Below are 20926 nucleotides of genomic sequence, written 5' to 3'. Positions count from 1 at the left end.
CCTTTGTTGCAGGTTTCAGCAGCAGATGAAGTTTGCTTTTTCATAATCTGACTTTTTTTATTTATAGCAAAGTTCTTCTTTGCAGCCTCGATTCTTTCCCGGACTGCTGCCACTCTGAAACTTTTTTACATATAAACTCACGCTAAATAACAAATAAAAAAAACGGGATTGTGCAATGTGGCAACCATACAAGAAATCGTATAAAGCATACCTGCAGCTTGAAAAATCTTTAAGCGATAACTCCGTGGAGGCTTACATGCGCGACCTTGAAAAACTAACGCAATACCTGCAGGTGGAAAACATTATGCAAGCGCCTGCCGGCATAGTTTTAAAAGACCTGCAGCAGTTTATTCAAAGCCTTGCGAAAATGGGCATTAATGCAGCTTCGCAGGCAAGGGTTATTTCGGGCATAAAAAGCTTTTTTAAATATTGCCTGATTGAAAACATTATTGAAAAAGACCCCTCTGTTTTGCTGGAAGCGCCTAAATTAAAACGGGCATTGCCGGATGTGTTGAGTTTTGAAGAGATTGAAAACATTATTGCTGCAATAGATATGAGCACACCTGACGGTACACGCAACAGAGCCATACTGGAAACCATGTACAGTTGCGGTTTACGCGTAAGCGAAACGGTAAACTTAAAGCTGAGCAATTTATACCCTGATATTGGCTTTGTGCGCATAATTGGCAAGGGAAACAAAGAACGTTTAGTACCTATTGGCAGCGATGCCGTCAAACATATAAAAATTTATAAAGACAATATCCGCAATCACATCACACCAAAGAAAAATAGTGAAGACATCGTTTTTTTAAACCGGTTTGGCAGCGGCTTATCGAGAGTGATGATATTTTATATTATTAAAGACCTTGCTAAAAAAGCAGGCATAAGCAAGACCATTTCACCACATACATTCAGGCATTCATTTGCAACGCACCTGGTAGAAGGCGGCGCTGACCTGCGCGCTGTGCAGGAAATGCTCGGCCACGAAAGCATTACCACCACGGAAATTTATACGCATTTAGACAGGGATTACCTGCGGGCAACGTTAAACCAGTTTCACCCGGCTTTTAAGAAATAAACAGGAACAAATTATTCAAGCTGTTGTATATAACCATTGTAAGATATGCTTTGCTTATCGTTGCTGCTTGCCTGTAAACTGGCTGACTTATTATCAAACACCGTTAAATAAAATTCAGTTCCTGAAAACCTGTCTTTTATTTTCATAGAGATTTCGTAGCGATTCTTTTTTCCCTTTTTAATTGCATAATCATAATTAGTGGAAGTAAAATTATAGCCTGCATCTGACGGGTCTATTGGCGCACTATATGCTCTCCCCGTATATGGCAGATATACTGCAAGCGAGTCGCCTTTTACATCAAGGGAAAAACCGCCGGTTAATGGCCGCATCGTGCCCCGCGCCGGGCTCATTGTTTGAGGGATAAATGAATAACGTTTTGAATCAAGCAATGATTTTACAGCACTTGCTGAGTCCTGCGCATATAACCCGCCCATCAAAATCAAAGAAAAAAGCGGTGAAATAATCTTTTTCATACGAAAAATTTTTAAGCAACCGGTTTGACTGTTTATTCCCGGCGCTGTTTAATTATTAGCCGGCGCAAAGCTCAAATTAAACATTTTCTTAGAAGCTCCTATGTTTAAGATTTTTTCGCACAGAGAACACAAAGCCAGCAGAGGCGCTTCATTACGCTTATGCTCCCTTACCCTGTGCGACAAATCGCTAAACCTGTAAAGAATTAAATTTTCAAACAGATGCTTAGGGTAAGCCAGGCTTCAGCCATCAATAAACCTTGCCGTAATGCTTTCCTTAACTTTTTTTATACCGGCAGGGGCGCCTGCATACACCACATTGCCGCCTTTATCTCCGGCTTCTGGGCCCATATCAATTATCCAGTCGGCCGTTTTAATTACGTCCGTATTATGCTCAATTACGATGATGGAATGCCCCTGCTCAATCAACGCATTAAAGGCGCCCAATAATTTTTGTATATCGTGAAAATGCAGGCCTGTTGTAGGTTCATCAAAAATAAAGAGTATATGCCCGGCGCTTTTGCCCTTGCCTAAGAAAGAAGCCAGCTTCACACGCTGTGCCTCACCGCCACTTAAAGTATCACTGCTCTGGCCAAGCTTTATATACCCCAGGCCAACGTCCTGCAAAGGTTGTATAGCTTTTGCAATGGCAGCCCCTGTTATCTCCCGGCTTCCTGCTTCTGGGGACGAGAAAAATTCAATCGCATCATCAACGCTTAATTCCAGTACATCATAAATATTCCTGCCCTTATAGGTTACTTCCAAAACTTCTTCCTTAAACTTCTTGCCGCCGCAAACCTCACAGGTTAAATGCACATCGGCCAGGAACTGCATTTCAACAATTTGCTCGCCTTCGCCCTTGCAGGCATCGCAACGGCCGCCATCCACATTAAAAGAAAAATGTTTAGGCTGAAAACCACGCACTTTGCTTAAATGCTGTCTGGCAAACAAATCGCGTATTTCATCGTAAGCTTTAATATAGGTTACAGGGTTGCTGCGGCTGCTTCTTCCAATCGGGTTCTGGTCAACCATTTCCACCTGCGATATATAATCAACATCACCTTCCAGGCTTTTATGAAAACCGGCCTTCTCGCCAAACTCTCCTTTCAGCCTTCGTAATGCAGGATATAAAATCTGTTTTACCAGCGTGGTTTTGCCGCTGCCGCTTACACCGCTTACTACACATAATACATCAAGCGGAAAATCAACATCAATATTCTTTAGATTGTTTTGCCTCGCTCCGGTTATTTTCAATGCATGCTTTGATGTACGTAATTTTTCCGGTACAGGAATTTTTAAATCCCCGCGCAAATATTTGCCGGTAAGGCTTTCCGGATTTTTAATGATAGCATCATAATTACCTTCAGCCACCACTTCCCCGCCAAGATGCGATGCCAGCGGCCCCATATCAATAATATGCTCAGCTTCCCGCATCATCATCTCATCATGCTCCACCACCACAACTGTATTGCCTTCATCACGCAATCTTTTCAAAACACTTATTAAACATTCTGTGTCTCTTGCATGCAAACCAATAGAAGGCTCATCGAGAATATACAATGAATTGGTAAGATTGCTGCCCAGGCTCCGGGTAAGCTGAATGCGCTGGCTTTCGCCGCCGCTTAAAGAATTGGCTAAACGGTTCAGGGTAAGATAGCCTAAACCCACATCCAGCAGGGTTTGCAAACGCTGGTGAATTTCTATTAAAATACGCGTCGCTACTTTTGTATGGTAATCACTTAACTGTAAATTATCGAACCACTTCTTTAAATCATTTACCTGCATTTCGCAAAGCTCGCCAATATGCTTGCCGCCCACCTTTACATATAACGCTTCTTTGCGTAAACGATATCCTTTACAATCCGGGCATTTGGTGCGGCCACGATAACGGCTTAATAAAACACGGTACTGGACTTTATACAGATTTTGTTCTACTTCTTTAAAAAACTCATCTATGCCATACACGCCGCCTTGTCCCTTCCATAAAACATCGTATTGCTCATCTGTTAAGTCAGCTATCGGTTTATGCACGGGAAAATTGATCGCTCTTGCACCTTTCACAAATTGTTCGCGCCACCAGCCCAGCTTCTCTCCTTTCCATGGGGCAACCGCGCCGTCATAAACACTCAGCCTTCTGTCGGGTATTACAAGATCAGGATCAATTCCCAGCACCTGACTGAAACCTTCGCAGGTGGGACAGGCGCCGTAAGGATTGTTGAATGAAAATAAATTGGGAACAGGCTCTTCAAATACAATCCCGTCTAATTCAAACTTATTGCTGAAATGCAGGGATCCCGCTTCGTTTATTTCCAGCAGCATTTCACCATCACCTTCATAAAATGCGGTGCCAATGGAATCGTTTAAACGATGCATATCATCTTCATCAAAATCTTTGGTAACAATCCTGTCAACCAGCAAATAAACGGCAAACGCTGCCTTAAATTTTTGTTTAAGCGTTTTGCCATCTTCTTCCAGCAGATCTTCAATACGTATAATATCAGAAACTGGTGCTGCATTTTTTTTGGATGGATGCGTTGCAGCCTTATCGGAAAAATAAATTCTTGAAAACCCTTTCTGTAAAAGGATATTCAGTTCTTCCCTTACTTCCCTCTTGGCATGCTGCTTAAACGGTACAAGAATATACACTTTGCTGCCTCCTGGTAATTCCCGGATGGCTTTTAAAACATCAGGCACATCATCTTTTTTCACCTCCCTGCTGCTGACCGGGGAAACGGTAATGCCTGTTCTGCCATAAAGCAGGCGCAGATAATCGTAAATCTCCGTCATGCTGCCAACGGTGCTGCGCGGTGTGCGGGTAATAACTTTTTGCTCGATGGCTATAGCCGGGCAAAGACCCTTAATGAAATCCACATCGGGCTTTACCATTCTTGCCATAAACTGGCGCACATAAGCACTGAGGCTTTCTGCATAACGCCGCTGGCCTTCGGCAAACAAAGTATCCATGGTTAAAGATGATTTGCCGCTGCCGGAAACGCCCGTAACCACAATAAATTTATTACGCGGAAACGAAACCGAAATATTTTTAAGGTTATGTACCCTGGCCCCCCTGATAAAGATATTTTCGGGCAACTTTTTCTTTTGGGTTAGCTTTTCCATCCTGGTGCCTGTCTCGCTTAAGCTCATAATAATTTTTATCTTTCTGTCTTGGACACATTTCAAATTTTCGCTTCATACACGGCACTCCGGTCGGTGAAACACCGACCGGTAGCGGGCTCTACAGGTGGGTGGTGACCCCCACCTGCGAAAATTTGAAATACACGCTCTGTCTTGTTCAAACGTAGAAAACGCCGAAATTACGCTCTATAAAAATTTTTTCGGGGAATATCATTTGGGGATTTCACTTTTTTTTTACATATTGCATACAATAGCAGATCAACAAAAAAAATCGTTGCCTATACTTACACTTTTACCCGGCTTCTTATTTTATAAAGTTTAACTAATTTCTGTAAAACAGTAATGCTGCATTAAAGGCACGATTATGAAAGCACATAAATCATTAAGTGATACCCAGCTGATTCTTGGTTTCCAGGATGGCGATTGTGGCGCCCTTGAAACGCTTGTTTCCCGCTATAAAGACAAACTCTTCAGCAGCATCCTGTTTTTGGTTAAAGACAAGTTTCTTGCCGAGGATCTTTTCCAGGAAACTTTTTTGCGGATCATTGACACATTGCGCAGCCGCCGCTACAATGAAGAAGGCAAATTTTTGCCCTGGGCCATGCGTATAGCGCATAACCTTTGCGTTGATTATTTCCGCAAAGTAAAACGCACGCCCACCATTCTTACACAGGACAAAAAGGATATTTTTGATGTGATACACGTGGTTGTAAATGATAATGCAGAGCACAGAATCATGCGCAACCAAAACTATGACCGTATTCACCAGATGCTTGATAAATTGCCCGAAGAGCAGCGGGAAGTAATTGTTTTAAGGCATTTTGGCGATATGAGCTTTAAGGAAATAGCCGAAACCACCAACTGCAGTATTAACACGGCATTGGGAAGAATGCGCTATGGGCTGATAAATCTTAGGAAAATGATGTTGGAAAAACAAATAAATTTGTAAGATATTGTTGTTAGACAGTGAGGAAGATGGCCGGTGTGATGTTTCCCCTTTTATGCTTACCGTATCTTAGAACTGATTAACAACAAGATGATAAAGGCTGTTTAAATTAACAGCCTTTATTATTTCCATCATATCAGAACCATTTCTTCTTCATAAAGTACCAGGCTATTACCACAGATACTACTATTGACAAAACAACCGGTATGTAAAATGCATGCTGCGTATTGGCATAAGGTATAGCCACGTTCATACCATAAATGCTTGCTACCAGCGAAGGAAATGAAAGTATAATGGTGATGGATGTAAGCCGCTTCATTACATTATTAAGGTTATTGCTTATAATGCTTGCAAAGGCGTCAAGCGTACTGCTTAATATGTTGGTATAGATATTGGCCATTTCAAGCGCCTGGCTGGTTTCTACAATAAGGTCATTCAGTATTTCGCGCTCATCTTCGCTTAATGATAAAAAGTTCGTTCGCTCCAGCTTTATCATCAGCAATTCGTTGCTGCGCAATGCTGTTACAAAATACAAAAGGCTTTTTTGAATGCGCATGAGATTAAGCAATTCTTCATTACGGTTGCTGTCGTATAATTTTTGTTCATAGGTATTACGTCGGTTATTAATCTCCTTCAAAAAATCCATGAAGTTCTGCACCACCTTCTCAAAAATTTTCAGCACCATTATATTACGCTTGTCAGGATTGCGTTTTTGAAAAGTGCTGAGGAATTTTTTTATGGCATCGTTATCAAATGAGTTTACCGTTATTATCTGGTTGCTGGTAAGGATAATGCATATAGGAATGGTTATATAATAGGCATCGCTGTCGTTAAACGAATTGTTTTCAGCAGGGGTTTTTATTACAATGAAGCGCACATCGTCTTCCACTTCATACCTGGGACGTTCGTCTATATCCAATGAATCGCGCAAAAATTCTATTGGTATTTCAAGTGTTTTGCTCAGCTCCTGAAACTCCTCATCCTTGAAAGGCGGCACAAGGTTCACCCAAACTGCATCAGCCGGTTTTTCTATCTCTATTACACTGTTATTGGCGATCTTAAAAAGCTGGATCATTTTGGAGGATTGTAAATAATGAATGGGGAGCATATATTTCCCGCCTCATAAAAATGTGCAATGTATTCTATATAAAACCACACAGTTATACCGTTTCTGATTTTACCCGGAAGGAATTACAAATTCATAAAGATTGGAAAGTTTTCCTTCAATCCGTATGCTATATGAAAATTTATTTTTCTTTCCTATGCTAACCACAGCCGACTCTTTCCTGTTAAATTCATGTACCTGTGTGGTTACTGTACTTTCTGAGAAACAGTATATAACCAATGTATCAATTTTCCCATGAACGGTATAAATTGTGTGAAACCGCGCTGTACCGGACCGGTTGTTCATATTTCAATTTCGCCTTTAAAAACAAAAGTAGCCGGGCCGCAAAGCCAGATATTCTCAAAACTGGTCTCGCTGGTTTTATCAAAGTCAACAGCCAGGTTTCCGCCCGGTGTTTTAACGCTTATATGATTAAAGCCATTATCGTTATGTGCAAATGAAAGCGCCGATGCCGTAACGCCGGTGCCGCAACTTAGTGTTTCATCTTCTACGCCCCGCTCATACGTACGCACATAAATTTCTCCTTCATCTCCCTGCTCCACAAAATTTACATTAATGCCTTCACCGGCAAAAAGTTTACTGTAGCGTATTTCGCGGCCAAGCTTTACCACATCAATATCCATTATATTATTTACCTGCTTTACATAATGCGGAGAACCTGTATTAAGAATATAATCTGAAAACGCAGATATTTCTATGGCATCTACATCTATCATTTTTAAGTCAATCCAGCCATTGCTTTCTATAGCAGCTTTATGCGGCCCGTCAACTGCAATAAACAAAAATTCTGATTTATGCAGCCCCATGTTATAAGCAAATTTTACCATGCAACGCCCGCCATTGCCACACATGGTGCTTGTATGGCCATCCGCATTATAGTACAACATCTCAAAATCAAACCCCTCCTTTTCGTTCATAAGCATTAAGCCATCGGCCCCTATACCAAAACGGCGGTTGCACAAATGTTTCACCTGGTTATCTTCAAGACTGATATGATTATGCCTGTTATCAATAATTATAAAGTCGTTGCCGGTTCCCTGGTATTTATAAAAAGTCTGGTTCATATTAAAGATTGGTTGATGTAATTATGTTCAAAGTTTTCTCAATTAAGTTATTTACCGTTTTACCTGCATCTTTTGAGAAACTGCCTGCCACACGGTTAGCCACCACAGCACTCAAACTGATACAATTGTGCCCCAGCAGTTTGCCCAGGCCGTAAATGCCCGAAGTTTCCATTTCAAAATTCAGGATACGATGGCTGCCTGAATTAAAACTTGTTAAACGTTCTCTCAATTCAGGATACGCCAACCCTAACCGTAGCATGCGTCCCTGCGGACCATAAAATCCCGGGCAGGTAATGGTAATGCCATGATGGAAACCATCAACAAAATGTTTAAGCAAAGCCGCAGCGCCCGCAGCTATATATGGTTGCGCAAACCTGTTGCTTAACTGGGTATGCAAAATAAACTGTTGCAGCAGGTTCTTTTCTTCATCATTGTTGGAAATAACATAAAAATTAAGCAGGTTATCTATTCCAAGCCCATGCGTGGAAACGATGAAACTATCTTCAGGAGCTTCTTTTTGCAGCGAGCCGCAGGTGCCAATGCGTATGATATTCAGTTGATGCAGTTGTTGTTTTACCCGCCGTTCGGCAAGGTCAATATTTACCAACGCATCCAGTTCCTGCATGACAATATCAATATTATCCGTACCAATTCCCGTAGATACAACCGATATTCTTTTTCCACCCAACGTTCCGGTGTGGGTAACAAATTCGCGATGTGACTGCCGCATGTCAATTTGATCGAAAAACCGGCTCACCAATGGCACGCGGTCAGGATCTCCAACCGTTATTATGATTGAAGCAATTTCTGAGGGCAATAAATTAAGGTGGTAAACGGCACCACGCTCATTCAGAATAAGTTCGCTTTCGGCAATACGCATAAACCTGTTTATTAGATTTAGCAAATATTAAAATTTATTTTGTGAGTGAGGATTTGTTTTGACGCTTGAATGCTTTGTTTTATTTTCGCACCCCCTGTTTTATGGTTCCGTGGCCGAGTGGCTAGGCAGAGGTCTGCAAAACCTTTTACAGCAGTTCGAATCTGCTCGGAACCTCTGAAAGCCCTCTCCGCGCTGCGGGGAGGGCTTTTTAATTGAATGAAGGCAAAGAATATTTTACATGAAGCGCCATGTAAAATACTTTTCATTATAGGGAATGCCGGCCGGTAAGGCAGGTATATTAAGGCGTTCTCCCGAAGCAAGTTCGGGACAGACATGAGACCATTGAAAAAATAAACTTGTACGAATGAAACCGAGCATGATAATTTTTTCTCACACAGGGGAATGTGCATAGCGAGGTTCCATGAGGCCATTGAAAAATCAAACTTGTACGAATGAAATATTCACAAACCATAGGTTGCATACTTGTATTGCTACTGGCAGGCATTTGTTATTTACCCTGGAGTTTTATACCAGGCAGAAATATTCTCGTTACAGGATTGAGCGCCCCGGGAACCATGTATGGCAAGCCCGGGCTGATGCATTTTGCATTGGGGGTAATATTGATAGCGTTTTTTTCTATTCCCAAGATCTGGGCAAAACGCATTAACGTTTTTATAGGCACAATCAACCTCGCATGGAGCATTCGCAATTTCATGCTGCTTTCCACCTGTTTCATGGGTGAATGCCCGGAAAAAAAAATGGGTCTATATTTAGAACTATTGCTGTGTATAGGAATTTTAATTATGACTTTTCTACCCGATCTAAAGCAGCTCGAAAAAAATAAAAGCTAATTTATTAAGTATATTAAATATAATATATATTAATCTGTATTAACTTATCCTTTTTACAATCTCACCTCTATAATTACTCCTTAACAAGCTGATTTTGCAGACACTCCAATGTTTTCAGCATACAATCATCTATACATTAATGTGTTATAAATACATATTAAATTAAAAAAATATTTATTTAATTAATAGCATTATTGTATTTATTTTTAGTACTATTGCAATATAATATTCAAATTAATTATATTTTTTATATTTAATATTCTAATATTTTTCCGAATCCATGCTGATGATTCACTGCCCATACAGAAGAAACTTTTCGCTAACTAAAATTTAAACTATTATGATTAAAAGGATCCTCTCTTCCATTTCGTTGATGTTTACTCATTTTTTTGTATTTAGCCAATCAGACACAGAACAAAAATCGCCCTGGCCTACCATTTCAGGCTCTGTTGATGTATATTACCGTTATAATTTTGCAAACGCTAAAGATGCTTCAACCGGCGAAAAACTCACTAACAATTACACTGCATTTACCAATTCCCAAAATTCATTCGAGCTGGGTATGGCCAGCCTTAGGGCCGACCATACTTTTGGCAAGGCCAGCGCAACCGTTGATTTGGGTTTTGGCAAAAGAGCAGAAGAATTTGCTTATGCCAACCCTGACAACCCAACCCTTTTTGCAGTAAAACAGGCTTATGTGAGCTATGCCGTATCAGATAAGTTTAAACTAACCATGGGCAAATGGGCTACACATATTGGTTATGAGCCCACAGATGCCTATCTGAACCGCAACTATAGCATGGATTACATGTTTTCGTACGGGCCCTTTTCGCACACCGGCTTAAAAGCCGATATTGGCTTAGGCGCAAAAAGTAATCTTATGCTTGGCGTAGCCAACACAACCGATTATGTATCGCAAAGCAATTCCCGCTTTTTTGGGCTGGCGCAGTTTAGCACAGCAACCACCGACGATAAATTGAGCGCCTATATTAACTACCAGGGAAGTTATGGCGGGAGCTACGGCTTAACCCAATTTGATGTAGTGCTTACCGGAACCATTTCAGACAAATTTAATATCGGCTATAATGGAACTGTTCAATCCGTAAAACCGGATGGTGGCAGTGCTGACAGTTGGTGGGGCTCTGCCTTATACTTTAACCTTGACCCTTCAAGCACTTTTGGAATAACGCTTCGCGGGGAATATTTCGACAACAAAAAAGCGGTTGTGGCCGCACCCGGCACCAGTATTTTCGACATCACGCTTTCTCCCAATATCAAAATTGGTAACCTTACCATTATACCTGAACTGAGGTTTGAAAATGCAAAGGATGAAGTATTCTTTAAGAATAATGGCGATCCTTCAAAATCAGGCTTTACAGGCATTCTTGCTGCAACTTATCACTTCTAATTTTTTAAATAAACAAAAATTGTTATGAAAAGTAAACCAATCCCATTTCTCCTGTTAGGTATTTTTGCCGTTTGGGGCATATTTATTCCGCTCGTTGCAGACCATTCATCAGACGGATACAATTTCGGCGATATTGCCTGGATGCTTGTATCCACAGCCTTTGTATTATTAATGACGCCGGGACTGTCATTCTTCTATGGCGGCATGGTAGGCAAGAAAAATGTTATCTCTACCATGTTTCAAAGCTTTATTGCCACCGGCTTAATAAGCGTTCTCTGGCTGGTGGTTGGTTTTGGGCTTGCGTTCGGCCCTTCCATTGGCGGCTTTATTGGCAATCCTTCTGAATTTCTCATGATGAAAGGCATTAACGGCCATGAAGCCTGGAGCCTTGCGCCAACCATCCCTATCTTATTATTTGCTTTATTCCAGATGAAATTTGCGATTATTACACCTGCCCTGGTTGTGGGCGCCACTGCTGAAAGAATTCGTTTTATGTCCTATGTTCTTTTCATGGTATTGTTCAGCCTGTTCATTTATGCGCCACTTGCACATTGGACATGGAACCCCGATGGTTTGCTTTTTAAAATGGGCGTGCTGGATTTTGCAGGCGGCACCGTGGTGCACATTTCCGCAGGCTGCGCTGCATTGGCAGGTTCTATTGTTTTAAAAAGGCGCAAAGTTGCCATAACAGGCGAACATGTTAAGCCTGCACGGATCCCTTATGTTTTATTAGGCACAGGTTTGCTCTGGTTTGGATGGTTTGGCTTTAATGCCGGCTCTGCGGTTGCCGCCAACAGCCTTTCTGTTGACGCATTTGCCAATACCAATACGGCAGCCGCGGCAGCCGGGCTTGGCTGGATATTTTTTGATATGCTGAAAGGCAAAAAAGCTTCGGCTTTAGGCTTCTGCATTGGCGCTGTTGTGGGGCTGGTGGCCATTACGCCTGCAGCCGGTTTTGTAGGCTTGCCGCAAAGCATTTTCATAGGCTTTATTGCGGCGATCTGTTCAAATGTGGCAGTATTCTGGAAAGGCAAAACAACTATTGACGATACCCTGGATGTATTTCCCTGCCATGGCATTGGTGGCATTGTGGGCATGATACTAACAGGCGTTTTCGCCAGCAAAGCCATCAACCCCGGAGGAAACGATGGCTTATTATACGGTGGCGGCAGTTTCTTTGCCCACCAGGTATTGGGTTGCTTTATAGTAGTAATATTTGCGCTGGTAATGAGCTTCATTCTTTTCAAAATAGTAGATATCATCAGCCCGATGCGTGTGAGCGAAGAAGATGAAATGCTCGGCCTTGATATTACACAACATGACGAAAGTTTATAATTTTATTTGCCTCCTCAACTAACTTGCTTCAGCTTAAAAGGCCCTGCTGCATTGCGGGGTCTTTTTCTTTTTTCATTGCGGTAGTGACAGCTTCGTCCACCGGCTTGTCAACATAAAACGTCAGCTTAAACCTGACATGACAGGGTTATACCTGGCATAACACTACATTTGTCGGATGCAATACACGCTGAAAAAATCGTTGGGTCAGCATTTTTTAAAAGATGATACTATTAGCAGGAATATAGTGGCTGCATTAACCAAATACCAGTTTAAAAACCTGCTTGAGATCGGCCCCGGCGGCGGCGCACTTACCAAATTTTTAATTCAGTTAAATGATACCAGCTTTAAAGCAATAGAATTTGATATAGAAAAAGTGACATTTCTCTTACAGGCATATCCATCATTGCAAGACAAATTGATCCATGCGGATTTTTTAAAAGCCGATATGCCCTTTGAAGAAGATTTTGCAGTGGTTGGAAATTTTCCTTACAATATTTCCTCACAAATACTTTTTAAAATTCTCGAATGGAAAGAATATGTTCCGCTGGTTACAGGCATGTTTCAGAAAGAAGTGGCGCAGCGCATAGCATCAAAGCCAAATACAAAAGCGTATGGCATATTGAGCGTTTTGGTGCAGGCTTTTTATAAGGTGGATTATTTATTTGACGTGCCACCTTCTGCCTTTATCCCACCACCAAAAGTTATGAGCGGCGTTATTGCATTAACCATCAAAAAAGAATTATTAAACATAAGCAGCAAAGAAAATTTTTTCCTGCTTGTAAAAACAGCTTTCAACCAACGCAGAAAAAAGTTGCGCAATGCTGTTCGTAATTTATTTAATGAAGATATTTTGCAGGCCGGAATTTTTGATAAGCGCGCCGAGCAACTGAGCATTGAAGATTTTGCGGCGCTTACATTTAAAATGAGATAAGCTATAAAATTTTTTTTGGGTAAAACCAGGCAGCCATCATGTCAATCAAAAAAGCAATTATTACCGCCAAAGTGCATGCATATTTAATAGATGAATTAAAAACAAAAGGGTATGAAATTTTACATATACCGGCGGTAACATACCAGGAACTTGAATCGCTGATAAAAGATGTAACGGGCTTAATAGTAACCACAAGGCTGAAAGTAGATAAAGCTATAATTGATAAGGCCGCTAACTTAAAATGGATAGGCAGGCTGGGAAGCGGCATGGAATTAATTGATGTGGCGTATGCAGAAAAAAAGGGAATTGCTTGTGTAAGCAGCCCCGAAGGCAACCGCAATGCAGTGGCAGAACATTCACTCGGGCTGCTGCTAAACCTGCTGAACAATATTACCAGCAGTTTTGAAGAGGTAAAGCATGGTAAATGGATACGGGATGGAAACCGGGGAACGGAATTATCCGGAAAAACAGTTGGCATAATTGGTTATGGAAATACCGGTGAGGCGTTTGCCAAATTATTATCCTCGTTCAACTGCACCATTCTTGCACATGATAAGTATAAATTCGGTTACGCCAAAGACCATGTGCACGAGGCGGAGCCTGAGCAAATTGCACGCTATGCAGATGTGGTAAGCCTGCACCTGCCGCTTACCAAAGAAACATTTCATTACGCTGATGAAGCGTTTTTTAAACGCTTTGAGCGCAAGCCCGTTTTTCTTTCCTGCTGCCGGGGCAAGGTAACAGACACCAGGGCCTTGTTAAATGCATTAAACATCGGTTTTATTAAAGCTGCCGGCATAGATGTGCTGGAAAATGAAAATTTACCTGCTTACTCCGATGAAGAAAAAGCTACGCTTCAGGACCTGTGCAGCAAAAAGAATGTAATCATCACGCCGCACATTGCCGGTTACAGCCACGAAGCTTTTTTTAAAATGGCAAAAGTGGTGCTGGATAAGTTAATGGAAAAAAAAGTTCTATGACCAGTTACTGTAATACGTATTCATTACACCTTAATATTTTAACGCGAAGAAAAAAAACAGGTCAACAAGATTTATTCAGGCAAATTTCTGAACCGACCGTTAAATTTAAATTTCATTCGTACAGGTTTGATTTTTCAATGGTCTCATGCCTGTCTGTTCAGCAGACAGGGAACCTCGCTATGTACATTCCCCTGTGTGTTGAATACATTTTACATGGGCGTTTCATTCGTGCAAGTTTGTTTTTTCGATGGTCTCATGCCTGTCCCGAACTCGCTTCGGGAGAACGCCCTGATGCACATTCCCCTGTGTGAGAAAAAATTATCATGCTCGGTTTCATGCTTTTGCTCCTTGCGTAGTATAAACACCGGGCATTCCGTCAGGCAGCTATTGATCATTTTCTTTTTCAAATAAATCACGATTTTTTCTCAGGCGCGAAGAAAAATTCCATTTCATCGTTTTGTATAAAAAAGCCGGGCGATCTGCTGAATGCGCCACCGAATACAGGAGCAGGCAGCCCGTCTTTAACAACCAAATCTTTATTCGTTATAATCCTTATTTCGTCGCAAATGTTTTCATCAATAAACGATTGCAGCAATTTTGCGCCCCCTTCCACCAAAACGCTTTGAATATTCAATTCATAGCAGGCCTTGGCAATTTGCTGCACCAGGCTGTTGTATTTGTTTGTCCGGTAATAATATACCTGGTTTAAAAAATTTTGGTTAGGATTTATTGTGTGTTTTTCATAATTAAATACAATTGTTGGCGCATCGGCATTAAAGATTTTAAGTTTCAACGGAAGCTTTAAATTTTTATCAATCACCAACCTTACAGGATTTTTCCCGGCCCACAAACGGTTGGTTAAATAAGGATTGTCAGCAATCGCGGTGTTGGTTCCCACTAAGATCGCGGCTGCTTCGTGCCGCCATTTGTGTACCAGCCTGTCGGTTAATTTATTACTGATTATTAGTCGTCTGTCGTCATTTGTTGCTATTATTTTATTAACAGCCTGCGCCCATTTTAAAATAATGTACGGGCGCTTTTGGGTATGAAATGTGAAGAAACGCTTGTTTACATTTTTACACGCGGTTTCCAATATGCCGGTTACAACCTCTGCGCCGGCGGCTTTTAATTTCTCTATGCCTTTGCCATCCACTTCTTTAAAAGGATCGCGGCAACCAATTATAACTTTTGGGATTTTTTTTCGGATGAGGAGGTCGCTGCAGGGCGGCGTTTTTCCAAAATGGGCGCAGGGCTCAAGCGAAACATACAAAGTTGATCTTTCCATAAATTGTTTATCCGCTTCTTTTACAGAATCAATACAATTTACTTCGGCATGCGCTTCGCCATATTTTTGATGATACCCCTCGCCTATTATGCTGTTTTCATAAACCAACACCGCCCCAACCATGGGATTAGGCGCCACAGTTCCTGCTCCAAGCTTTGCCAGTTGAATGCAGCGCCGCATGTATAATTCATCCCGCTGGATCATTCTTCAAAAATAATTAATAGCATTGCAATATGACTATTTCCGAGGCCGGTAAAATGATAACGTCAGCGCTTAATTCAATATATGAACAGCGTGAGCGCACAAACATAATGAATATGGTTTTGGAAAAGCTTACAGGTTTGTCAGGAACAGACAGATTGATTTATAAGAATAGAACGCTTACTTCCACACAGGAAATTAATCTTAAAAAAAATGTTGACCAGCTTTTGCAACATAAACCAGTACAATATGTTCTGCACGAAGCGTGGTTTGCCGGCATGCTGTTTTACGTGGATGAAAACGTATTAATTCCCAGGCCGGAAACAGAAGAACTGGTTGAATGGGTTTTAGAAAAATGCAGCCGTTCCGGCCTGCAAACACCTTCAGTTCTGGATATTGGCGCCGGTAGCGGGTGCATTGCTATTTCAATTAAAAAAAAATTACCAACAGCAAAGGTATTTGCATTGGATTTCAGCTTGCATGCCATCCAAATTGCCGAAAAAAATGCAGAAAAAAATAAGGTTGCCGTACAGTTTTTCCAGGCTGATATATTGAATGTTCAGCAGGCCCTGCCTTTTTCTGAATTAGATGTGGTTGTAAGCAATCCTCCTTACATCATGAAAAGCGAAGCGGCAGCGATGCGTCCAAACGTTTTGCAGCATGAACCGCACAGCGCCTTATTTGTTCCCGATGATGATGCCCTGCTGTTTTATAAAGCCATTACCGGCTTTGCGCTTCAGCATCTTAAAAATCCCGGCGGGCAATTATATTTTGAAATGAATGAACTGTTGGGTGAACAGGTTGCTTCCCTGTTGCATAGTAAAGGGTTTAGTCCTGTCGAGATTAAAAAAGACCTGCAGGAAAAAAACCGTTTTGTGGCAGGTTTTTTAAGATAATACGGGAACATTTATACAAGGCATAAACTAAATTTGCAGTTATGGCTATTACTACAACCAATGCAGCGCAGGTAAAAGAAGAGGTGGAAGCAGGATTGCTGGATGTGCTTGCCGCATCATATAACCTTATAGTTTGGAACGATGAGGTGAATACGTTTGACTGGGTGATTAAAACGCTGGTTGAAGTTTGCGGCCATACGGCAGAGCAGGCCGAACAATGCGCTTATATAATACATTTCCAGGGGAAATATGCCGTTAAGCAAGGCGATTATGAAACCCTTAACCCCATGCGCAAAGCCATCATTGACCGGGGCATAAATGCCACTATAGAAGAAATGGCGGAGCATTAGTTATTATTTACCGGCTATTTAATTTTTTTAATAAACACTTTACGAACAGGTTTTACCTAGCCTGTAAATTAACGCAAGTTCGATATAAACATCCGCCAACCCAATGCTTTAGCTTTGGGCAGGAGATGCGTATAGATTCCCGGCTTTAGCCTGAGCGCTTCAATTAAAAATAAAGCCCTGGCTAAAGCCAATAACACTTTACCTGTAAACAGTCCGGGCTTAAAAGCCCGGGTTAAATTATATCAGACACACGTTAAATTAGTTTCCTTTTATACCGGTTCTTTCCTTTCTTCTGAAAAGCTGATAACTCTTAATAAAATTCCAATTTGTAAATTAATTGATAAATGTGTAAACAAACGCCAATTAAAATTTTAATTTGAATAATAAATTGATTAATAGCTGGTTTGAATTGGTATCAATTATGTTACGCAACATTTTATTTAGCAAGATTGATAATTCTCAAATTATCATTTTTCGTATTTTTTTTGGGATTTTGATTTTGATAGAATGCTGGGGCGCAATACCTACAGGCTGGGTAAAGGAAGTTTTTGTTGATCCGCAAATAACCTTCACTTTTATTGGTTTTGAATGGACTCACTTTCTTCTCGGCCAAACCATGTATTACGTATATGGTTTCCTGGGATTTTTGGGACTCTTAATAACCATAGGCGCTTTTTATCGTATTTCATCTCTGTTATTTGCATTACTATGGTCGCTAACTTATTTTATGCAGAAGGAACATTACAATAATCATTATTATCTTGTAATGTTGGTTGCATGGTTCATGGTTTTTATACCTGCAAATCAATATAAGTCTATAGACGCAGGGTTATGGCCACAAATACGTTCCAATTACACTTACAACTGGAATCGCTTATTATTTATTACCCAATCATTCATTGTTTATTTTTTTGCTGCAATAGCTAAATTATATCCCGGATGGATGAACGGAGATTATTTAAGAATAAGGTTTTCAAGATCTGGGCTTAACAGAGGAGCTTTGGCCAACATTGCATTATCAAAAGAATTTGTTCAGACATTTTCCTGGCTTGGGCTTGGGTTTGATTTGCTTATTGTACCACTGTTGTTATATAAAAAAACCAGAAAGGTTGCTTTTATTTCAGCTTTATTTTTCCACACATTTAATTCAATTACGCTTCAAATTGGAATTTTTCCCTATTTCGCATTGGCATTGTGTGTGTTTTGCTTTCCTCCCGAAACAATCCGAAAAGCATTTTTTCCTAAAAAACCTGTTTATATTCCTGTAAAAAAAGAATTGTGTTCGCAGCATAAAAGGCAAACGGCTGTTATGTTTATGCTTTTTATCTACGTATTATGGCAAATATATTTGCCACTAAGGCATTATAGTATTCCAGGCGATGTTCTTTGGACCGAAGAAGGCCATCGTCTTTCCTGGAGAATGATGCTTAGAACTAAATCTGCCAAAACAAAATTTATTGTAGAAAATAAAAAAACGCATGAAAGAGAAGTAATTAACCTTTTAAATTATTTAACCGATCTTCAGGCCAGTACCATAAAGGATAAGCCGGATATAATATGGCAATTTGCGCAATACCTTAAGAAAGAATATGCAAGAAAGGGCATTGATATAGGTGTTTATGTAAAGTCTTCCTTATCAATAAATGAGGGACCTTATCATAAGTATATTGATAATAAAACCGATTTAGCCAATACAAAATGGAATTATTTTGGGCATCAGCCATGGATTTTACCTGAGCCTGATGACTATTCAAAGCCATAAAATCAGGGTAAAACAGCTGTGTACAGGATTTTTTAAAAATACGGAAGAGCAGCTTAAAACCGGCAAAGGCAATGCCGGCAAATTTGCTTTTATTAATTATGTACAGCAATTAGCAGGCGAAAGCATCGTTGTAATAGATTGCCAGGTTTACACAAAACACCTGGAAAGCCTGGGCGCTGAAATGATAGGCCGGAATGAATTTCTGGCCCTGCTTCAGCATATTGCTTAAATTCTCTTGAATATTATGCTTTTTATAGGTCAGGAGGAATTTCCATTAAATTTTCACGCATTCTTTGTGTAATTTATGCATGAAAAATTTAATGTACGTTTGAGAATGATTATAAATTAATTTATTAACCGCTATATTACGTGTGAACTATCGTAAGTTATCTCTTATCATTTGCCTGCCGCTTGTTTGTTTTTGTGCCGGTGCGCAGGTTAAAGATACCATTCAAACCATATCAAAAAACAATATCTTTCATCATGCGCTAAAGCTTATCAAAAGGAAGAATAAAGATACCAGCACCATCAGCAAGTTCAATCAGCAGGAACTGCTTACCACAAAAAGTGAGACAGCCTTTAAACAATACGAAGGAAAGATCGTCCGCAACATTATTATTAACCGGTTTAAGTTTGAAAAAACATTTACTGACACCTCAAAGTCCATTAATTATTTCGGAACAAGGATATTGAACGAGCTGCATAATAATACCAAGGAGTGGGCAATAAGGGATAACCTGTTTTTTAAAGAGAATACACCGGTAGCCGCTTACCTGCTTGCTGATAATGAGCGTTTTTTACGCACCTTAGATTATATGCAGGATGCCCGTATTATCATTCAGCCCAAAACCGGTTCGCCCGATTCTGTTGATGTATATGTGATTACCAAAGACCTTTTCAGCATCAATGGTGTGCTTAACAGGGCCAGCACCGGCAAGTTTAAGACAACGGCAGAAGATGTAAACCTTTTTGGGGCTGCACAAAGCCTGCAGGCTACTGTTTTGGTAGAGAAAGACAGGGTACCGGCCACCGGCACAGGGTTTTCTTACACAAAATTTAATGTGGCGCATAGCTTTATAGATGCATCGGTTGGTTATTCAACTATTAACCCCGACCTTTTTGACCGCACAACCGATGAGCATGCCATGTATCTTTCCCTGCAGCGAAACCTTGCTTCGCAATACAAGCATTTTGCGGGGGGCCTGACGATAGGCGATTTTAAAACCATCAATTATTATAACAAGCCGCCATTTGATTATTATGATTATCATTATAAACTATTTGATGCCTGGATAGGTTATAACCTTGGCATAAAAAAATATGCGCTCAACCATAACCATCTCGAAAGGCATTTTGTAAGCATCCGTTACATGAATACAAATTTTGTAAAAACACCGCAGCAGGCCATTGATGAGCTTATATTCAGGTTTAACGACAAGCAGGCTGTTTTAGGCCAGTTTACTTTTTTTAAACAAGCATTTTATAAAACAAATTACCTCTATGGTTTTGGGAATACGGAAGATGTTCCCTATGGCTACAACGTGTCATTTACAGGCGGCTGGTATAAACAGTCCTTTCTTTCCAGAATGTACAGCGGCGTTGATGCCAACCTTTACAGCGTATATAGCAAGGGAGATATTGTTCAATACTTTTTACGCACCGGCACATTTTACAACAAAGGAAAAATGGAAGATGGCGCATTACTTATAGGCGCTTCCGCATTTAGCAGGGCTGTGCTGCTAAAAAATTTTAAGATGCGCCAGTATGCCCGTATTTCCTATACACATGTCTTTAATCGTACAGGGCTGGAGCCTTTGCGCTTAGACAATCCCTTTGGCATTCGCTATTTTAAAGCCGATTCGGTATTGGGTAATAATAGGTTTAGCCTGCATTCTGAAACCATTACTTTTACCGATTTTAAAATTTTTGGTTTTAAATTTTCTCCATTTGGCTTTGCAGACATTGCGGCAATAAAAACAAAAGATGAGCCCGGCATTCAGGATTGGTATTATGGTTTTGGCGGCGGCATAAGAACGAGAAATGAAAACCTGGTATTTAAAACCACAGAGCTAAGGTTTGTTTATTTGCCAAATATCCCGCAGGGCTTATCCCAATTTCTCGTGCGGTTTACAATAAACATACAGTTCCGGTATAACACCAATTATGTGCATGCGCCGGACATCATTCAGCTTAACAGCGATTACGATAATAATATTTTTTAAATGAGC

At 40.6% G+C, this 20926-nt stretch carries 18 protein-coding genes and 1 tRNA gene; 13 read left to right on the top strand and 6 right to left on the bottom strand.

Annotated features, from left to right (window positions below):
• Positions 1–175: 175 nt before the first annotated feature.
• Entirely contained in the window at positions 176–1078 is a 903-nt protein-coding gene (gene xerD / locus QM629_RS06550) for a site-specific tyrosine recombinase XerD (RefSeq protein ID WP_415158411.1), read from the top strand.
• 11 nt (positions 1079–1089) lie between these two features.
• Here xerD and QM629_RS06545 read toward each other — a convergent pair whose 3' ends face one another.
• Positions 1090–1551: a DUF4251 domain-containing protein gene (locus QM629_RS06545; protein WP_415158409.1), complete on the bottom strand. Its 462-nt coding sequence runs from the start codon at positions 1549–1551 to the stop codon at positions 1090–1092.
• 240 nt (positions 1552–1791) lie between these two features.
• Positions 1792–4692, bottom strand: coding sequence for an excinuclease ABC subunit UvrA (uvrA, locus tag QM629_RS06540; RefSeq protein ID WP_415158407.1), 2901 nt, complete (start codon positions 4690–4692; stop codon positions 1792–1794).
• 355 nt (positions 4693–5047) lie between these two features.
• Here uvrA and QM629_RS06535 point away from each other — a divergent pair, with 355 nt between their 5' ends.
• On the top strand, positions 5048–5632 hold the full coding sequence (locus tag QM629_RS06535) for an RNA polymerase sigma factor (RefSeq protein WP_415158405.1): 585 nt from the start codon (positions 5048–5050) through the stop codon (positions 5630–5632).
• Positions 5633–5765: 133 nt separating this feature from the next.
• Here QM629_RS06535 and QM629_RS06530 read toward each other — a convergent pair whose 3' ends face one another.
• The 3 genes from QM629_RS06530 to QM629_RS06520 form a co-directional block, all read right to left on the bottom strand.
• The gene (locus QM629_RS06530; protein WP_415158403.1) at positions 5766–6704 is read right to left on the bottom strand and encodes a magnesium transporter CorA family protein; all 939 of its coding nucleotides are present in this window, start codon (positions 6702–6704) and stop codon (positions 5766–5768) included.
• Positions 6705–7036: 332 nt separating this feature from the next.
• Entirely contained in the window at positions 7037–7819 is a 783-nt protein-coding gene (gene dapF, locus QM629_RS06525; protein ID WP_415158401.1) for a diaminopimelate epimerase, read from the bottom strand.
• 1 nt (position 7820) lies between these two features.
• Complete coding sequence (locus QM629_RS06520) at positions 7821–8723, bottom strand: nucleoside phosphorylase (RefSeq protein ID WP_415158399.1); 903 nt, start codon at positions 8721–8723, stop codon at positions 7821–7823.
• 79 nt (positions 8724–8802) lie between these two features.
• Here QM629_RS06520 and QM629_RS06515 point away from each other — a divergent pair.
• The 6 genes from QM629_RS06515 to QM629_RS06490 all read left to right on the top strand — a co-directional run bounded on the left by QM629_RS06515 (position 8803) and on the right by QM629_RS06490 (position 14204).
• Positions 8803–8873, top strand: a tRNA-Cys gene (locus tag QM629_RS06515).
• 278 nt (positions 8874–9151) lie between these two features.
• On the top strand, positions 9152–9550 hold the full coding sequence (locus tag QM629_RS06510; RefSeq protein ID WP_415158397.1) for a hypothetical protein: 399 nt from the start codon (positions 9152–9154) through the stop codon (positions 9548–9550).
• A gap of 340 nt (positions 9551–9890) precedes the next feature.
• Positions 9891–10958 carry an outer membrane beta-barrel protein gene (locus tag QM629_RS06505; protein WP_415158395.1) on the top strand — a complete coding sequence of 356 codons (1068 nt, stop codon included), beginning with the start codon at positions 9891–9893 and terminating at the stop codon, positions 10956–10958.
• Positions 10959–10982: 24 nt separating this feature from the next.
• A complete protein-coding gene (locus QM629_RS06500) occupies positions 10983–12293 on the top strand; it encodes an ammonium transporter (RefSeq protein ID WP_415158393.1) in 1311 nt (436 codons plus the stop codon).
• 175 nt (positions 12294–12468) lie between these two features.
• Entirely contained in the window at positions 12469–13224 is a 756-nt protein-coding gene (gene rsmA / locus QM629_RS06495) for a 16S rRNA (adenine(1518)-N(6)/adenine(1519)-N(6))-dimethyltransferase RsmA (RefSeq protein ID WP_415158391.1), read from the top strand.
• A 38-nt stretch (positions 13225–13262) separates the two neighbouring features.
• Positions 13263–14204, top strand: a complete 942-nt coding sequence (locus QM629_RS06490; protein WP_415158389.1) for an NAD(P)-dependent oxidoreductase — start codon at positions 13263–13265, stop codon at positions 14202–14204.
• Between the two features lie 412 nt (positions 14205–14616).
• On the opposite strand, the gene ribD is transcribed toward QM629_RS06490, so the two are convergent.
• Complete coding sequence (gene ribD / locus QM629_RS06485; protein ID WP_415158387.1) at positions 14617–15693, bottom strand: bifunctional diaminohydroxyphosphoribosylaminopyrimidine deaminase/5-amino-6-(5-phosphoribosylamino)uracil reductase RibD; 1077 nt, start codon at positions 15691–15693, stop codon at positions 14617–14619.
• 29 nt (positions 15694–15722) lie between these two features.
• Here ribD and prmC point away from each other — a divergent pair, with 29 nt between their 5' ends.
• From prmC to QM629_RS06460, 5 genes are all read left to right on the top strand, one after another.
• Positions 15723–16586, top strand: a complete 864-nt coding sequence (gene prmC, locus QM629_RS06480) for a peptide chain release factor N(5)-glutamine methyltransferase (protein WP_415158385.1) — start codon at positions 15723–15725, stop codon at positions 16584–16586.
• Between the two features lie 41 nt (positions 16587–16627).
• Positions 16628–16936, top strand: coding sequence for an ATP-dependent Clp protease adaptor ClpS (locus tag QM629_RS06475; protein ID WP_415158383.1), 309 nt, complete (start codon positions 16628–16630; stop codon positions 16934–16936).
• 421 nt (positions 16937–17357) lie between these two features.
• Positions 17358–18698: an HTTM domain-containing protein gene (locus QM629_RS06470; protein ID WP_415158415.1), complete on the top strand. Its 1341-nt coding sequence runs from the start codon at positions 17358–17360 to the stop codon at positions 18696–18698.
• Positions 18679–18927 (top strand): hypothetical protein, encoded by a 249-nt coding sequence (locus tag QM629_RS06465; protein WP_415158381.1) that lies wholly within the window; start codon positions 18679–18681, stop codon positions 18925–18927. Before QM629_RS06470 ends, QM629_RS06465 begins: the two co-directional genes overlap by 20 nt.
• A gap of 142 nt (positions 18928–19069) precedes the next feature.
• Positions 19070–20920 carry a hypothetical protein gene (locus QM629_RS06460; RefSeq protein WP_415158379.1) on the top strand — a complete coding sequence of 617 codons (1851 nt, stop codon included), beginning with the start codon at positions 19070–19072 and terminating at the stop codon, positions 20918–20920.
• Positions 20921–20926 lie beyond the last annotated feature (6 nt).

Source organism: Parafilimonas sp., from assembly GCF_047606085.1.
Taxonomy (GTDB): Bacteria; Bacteroidota; Bacteroidia; order Chitinophagales; family Chitinophagaceae; genus Parafilimonas.
Note: the sequence above shows the minus strand (reverse complement) of the source record. Positions and strands in the feature narration are given on the sequence as shown.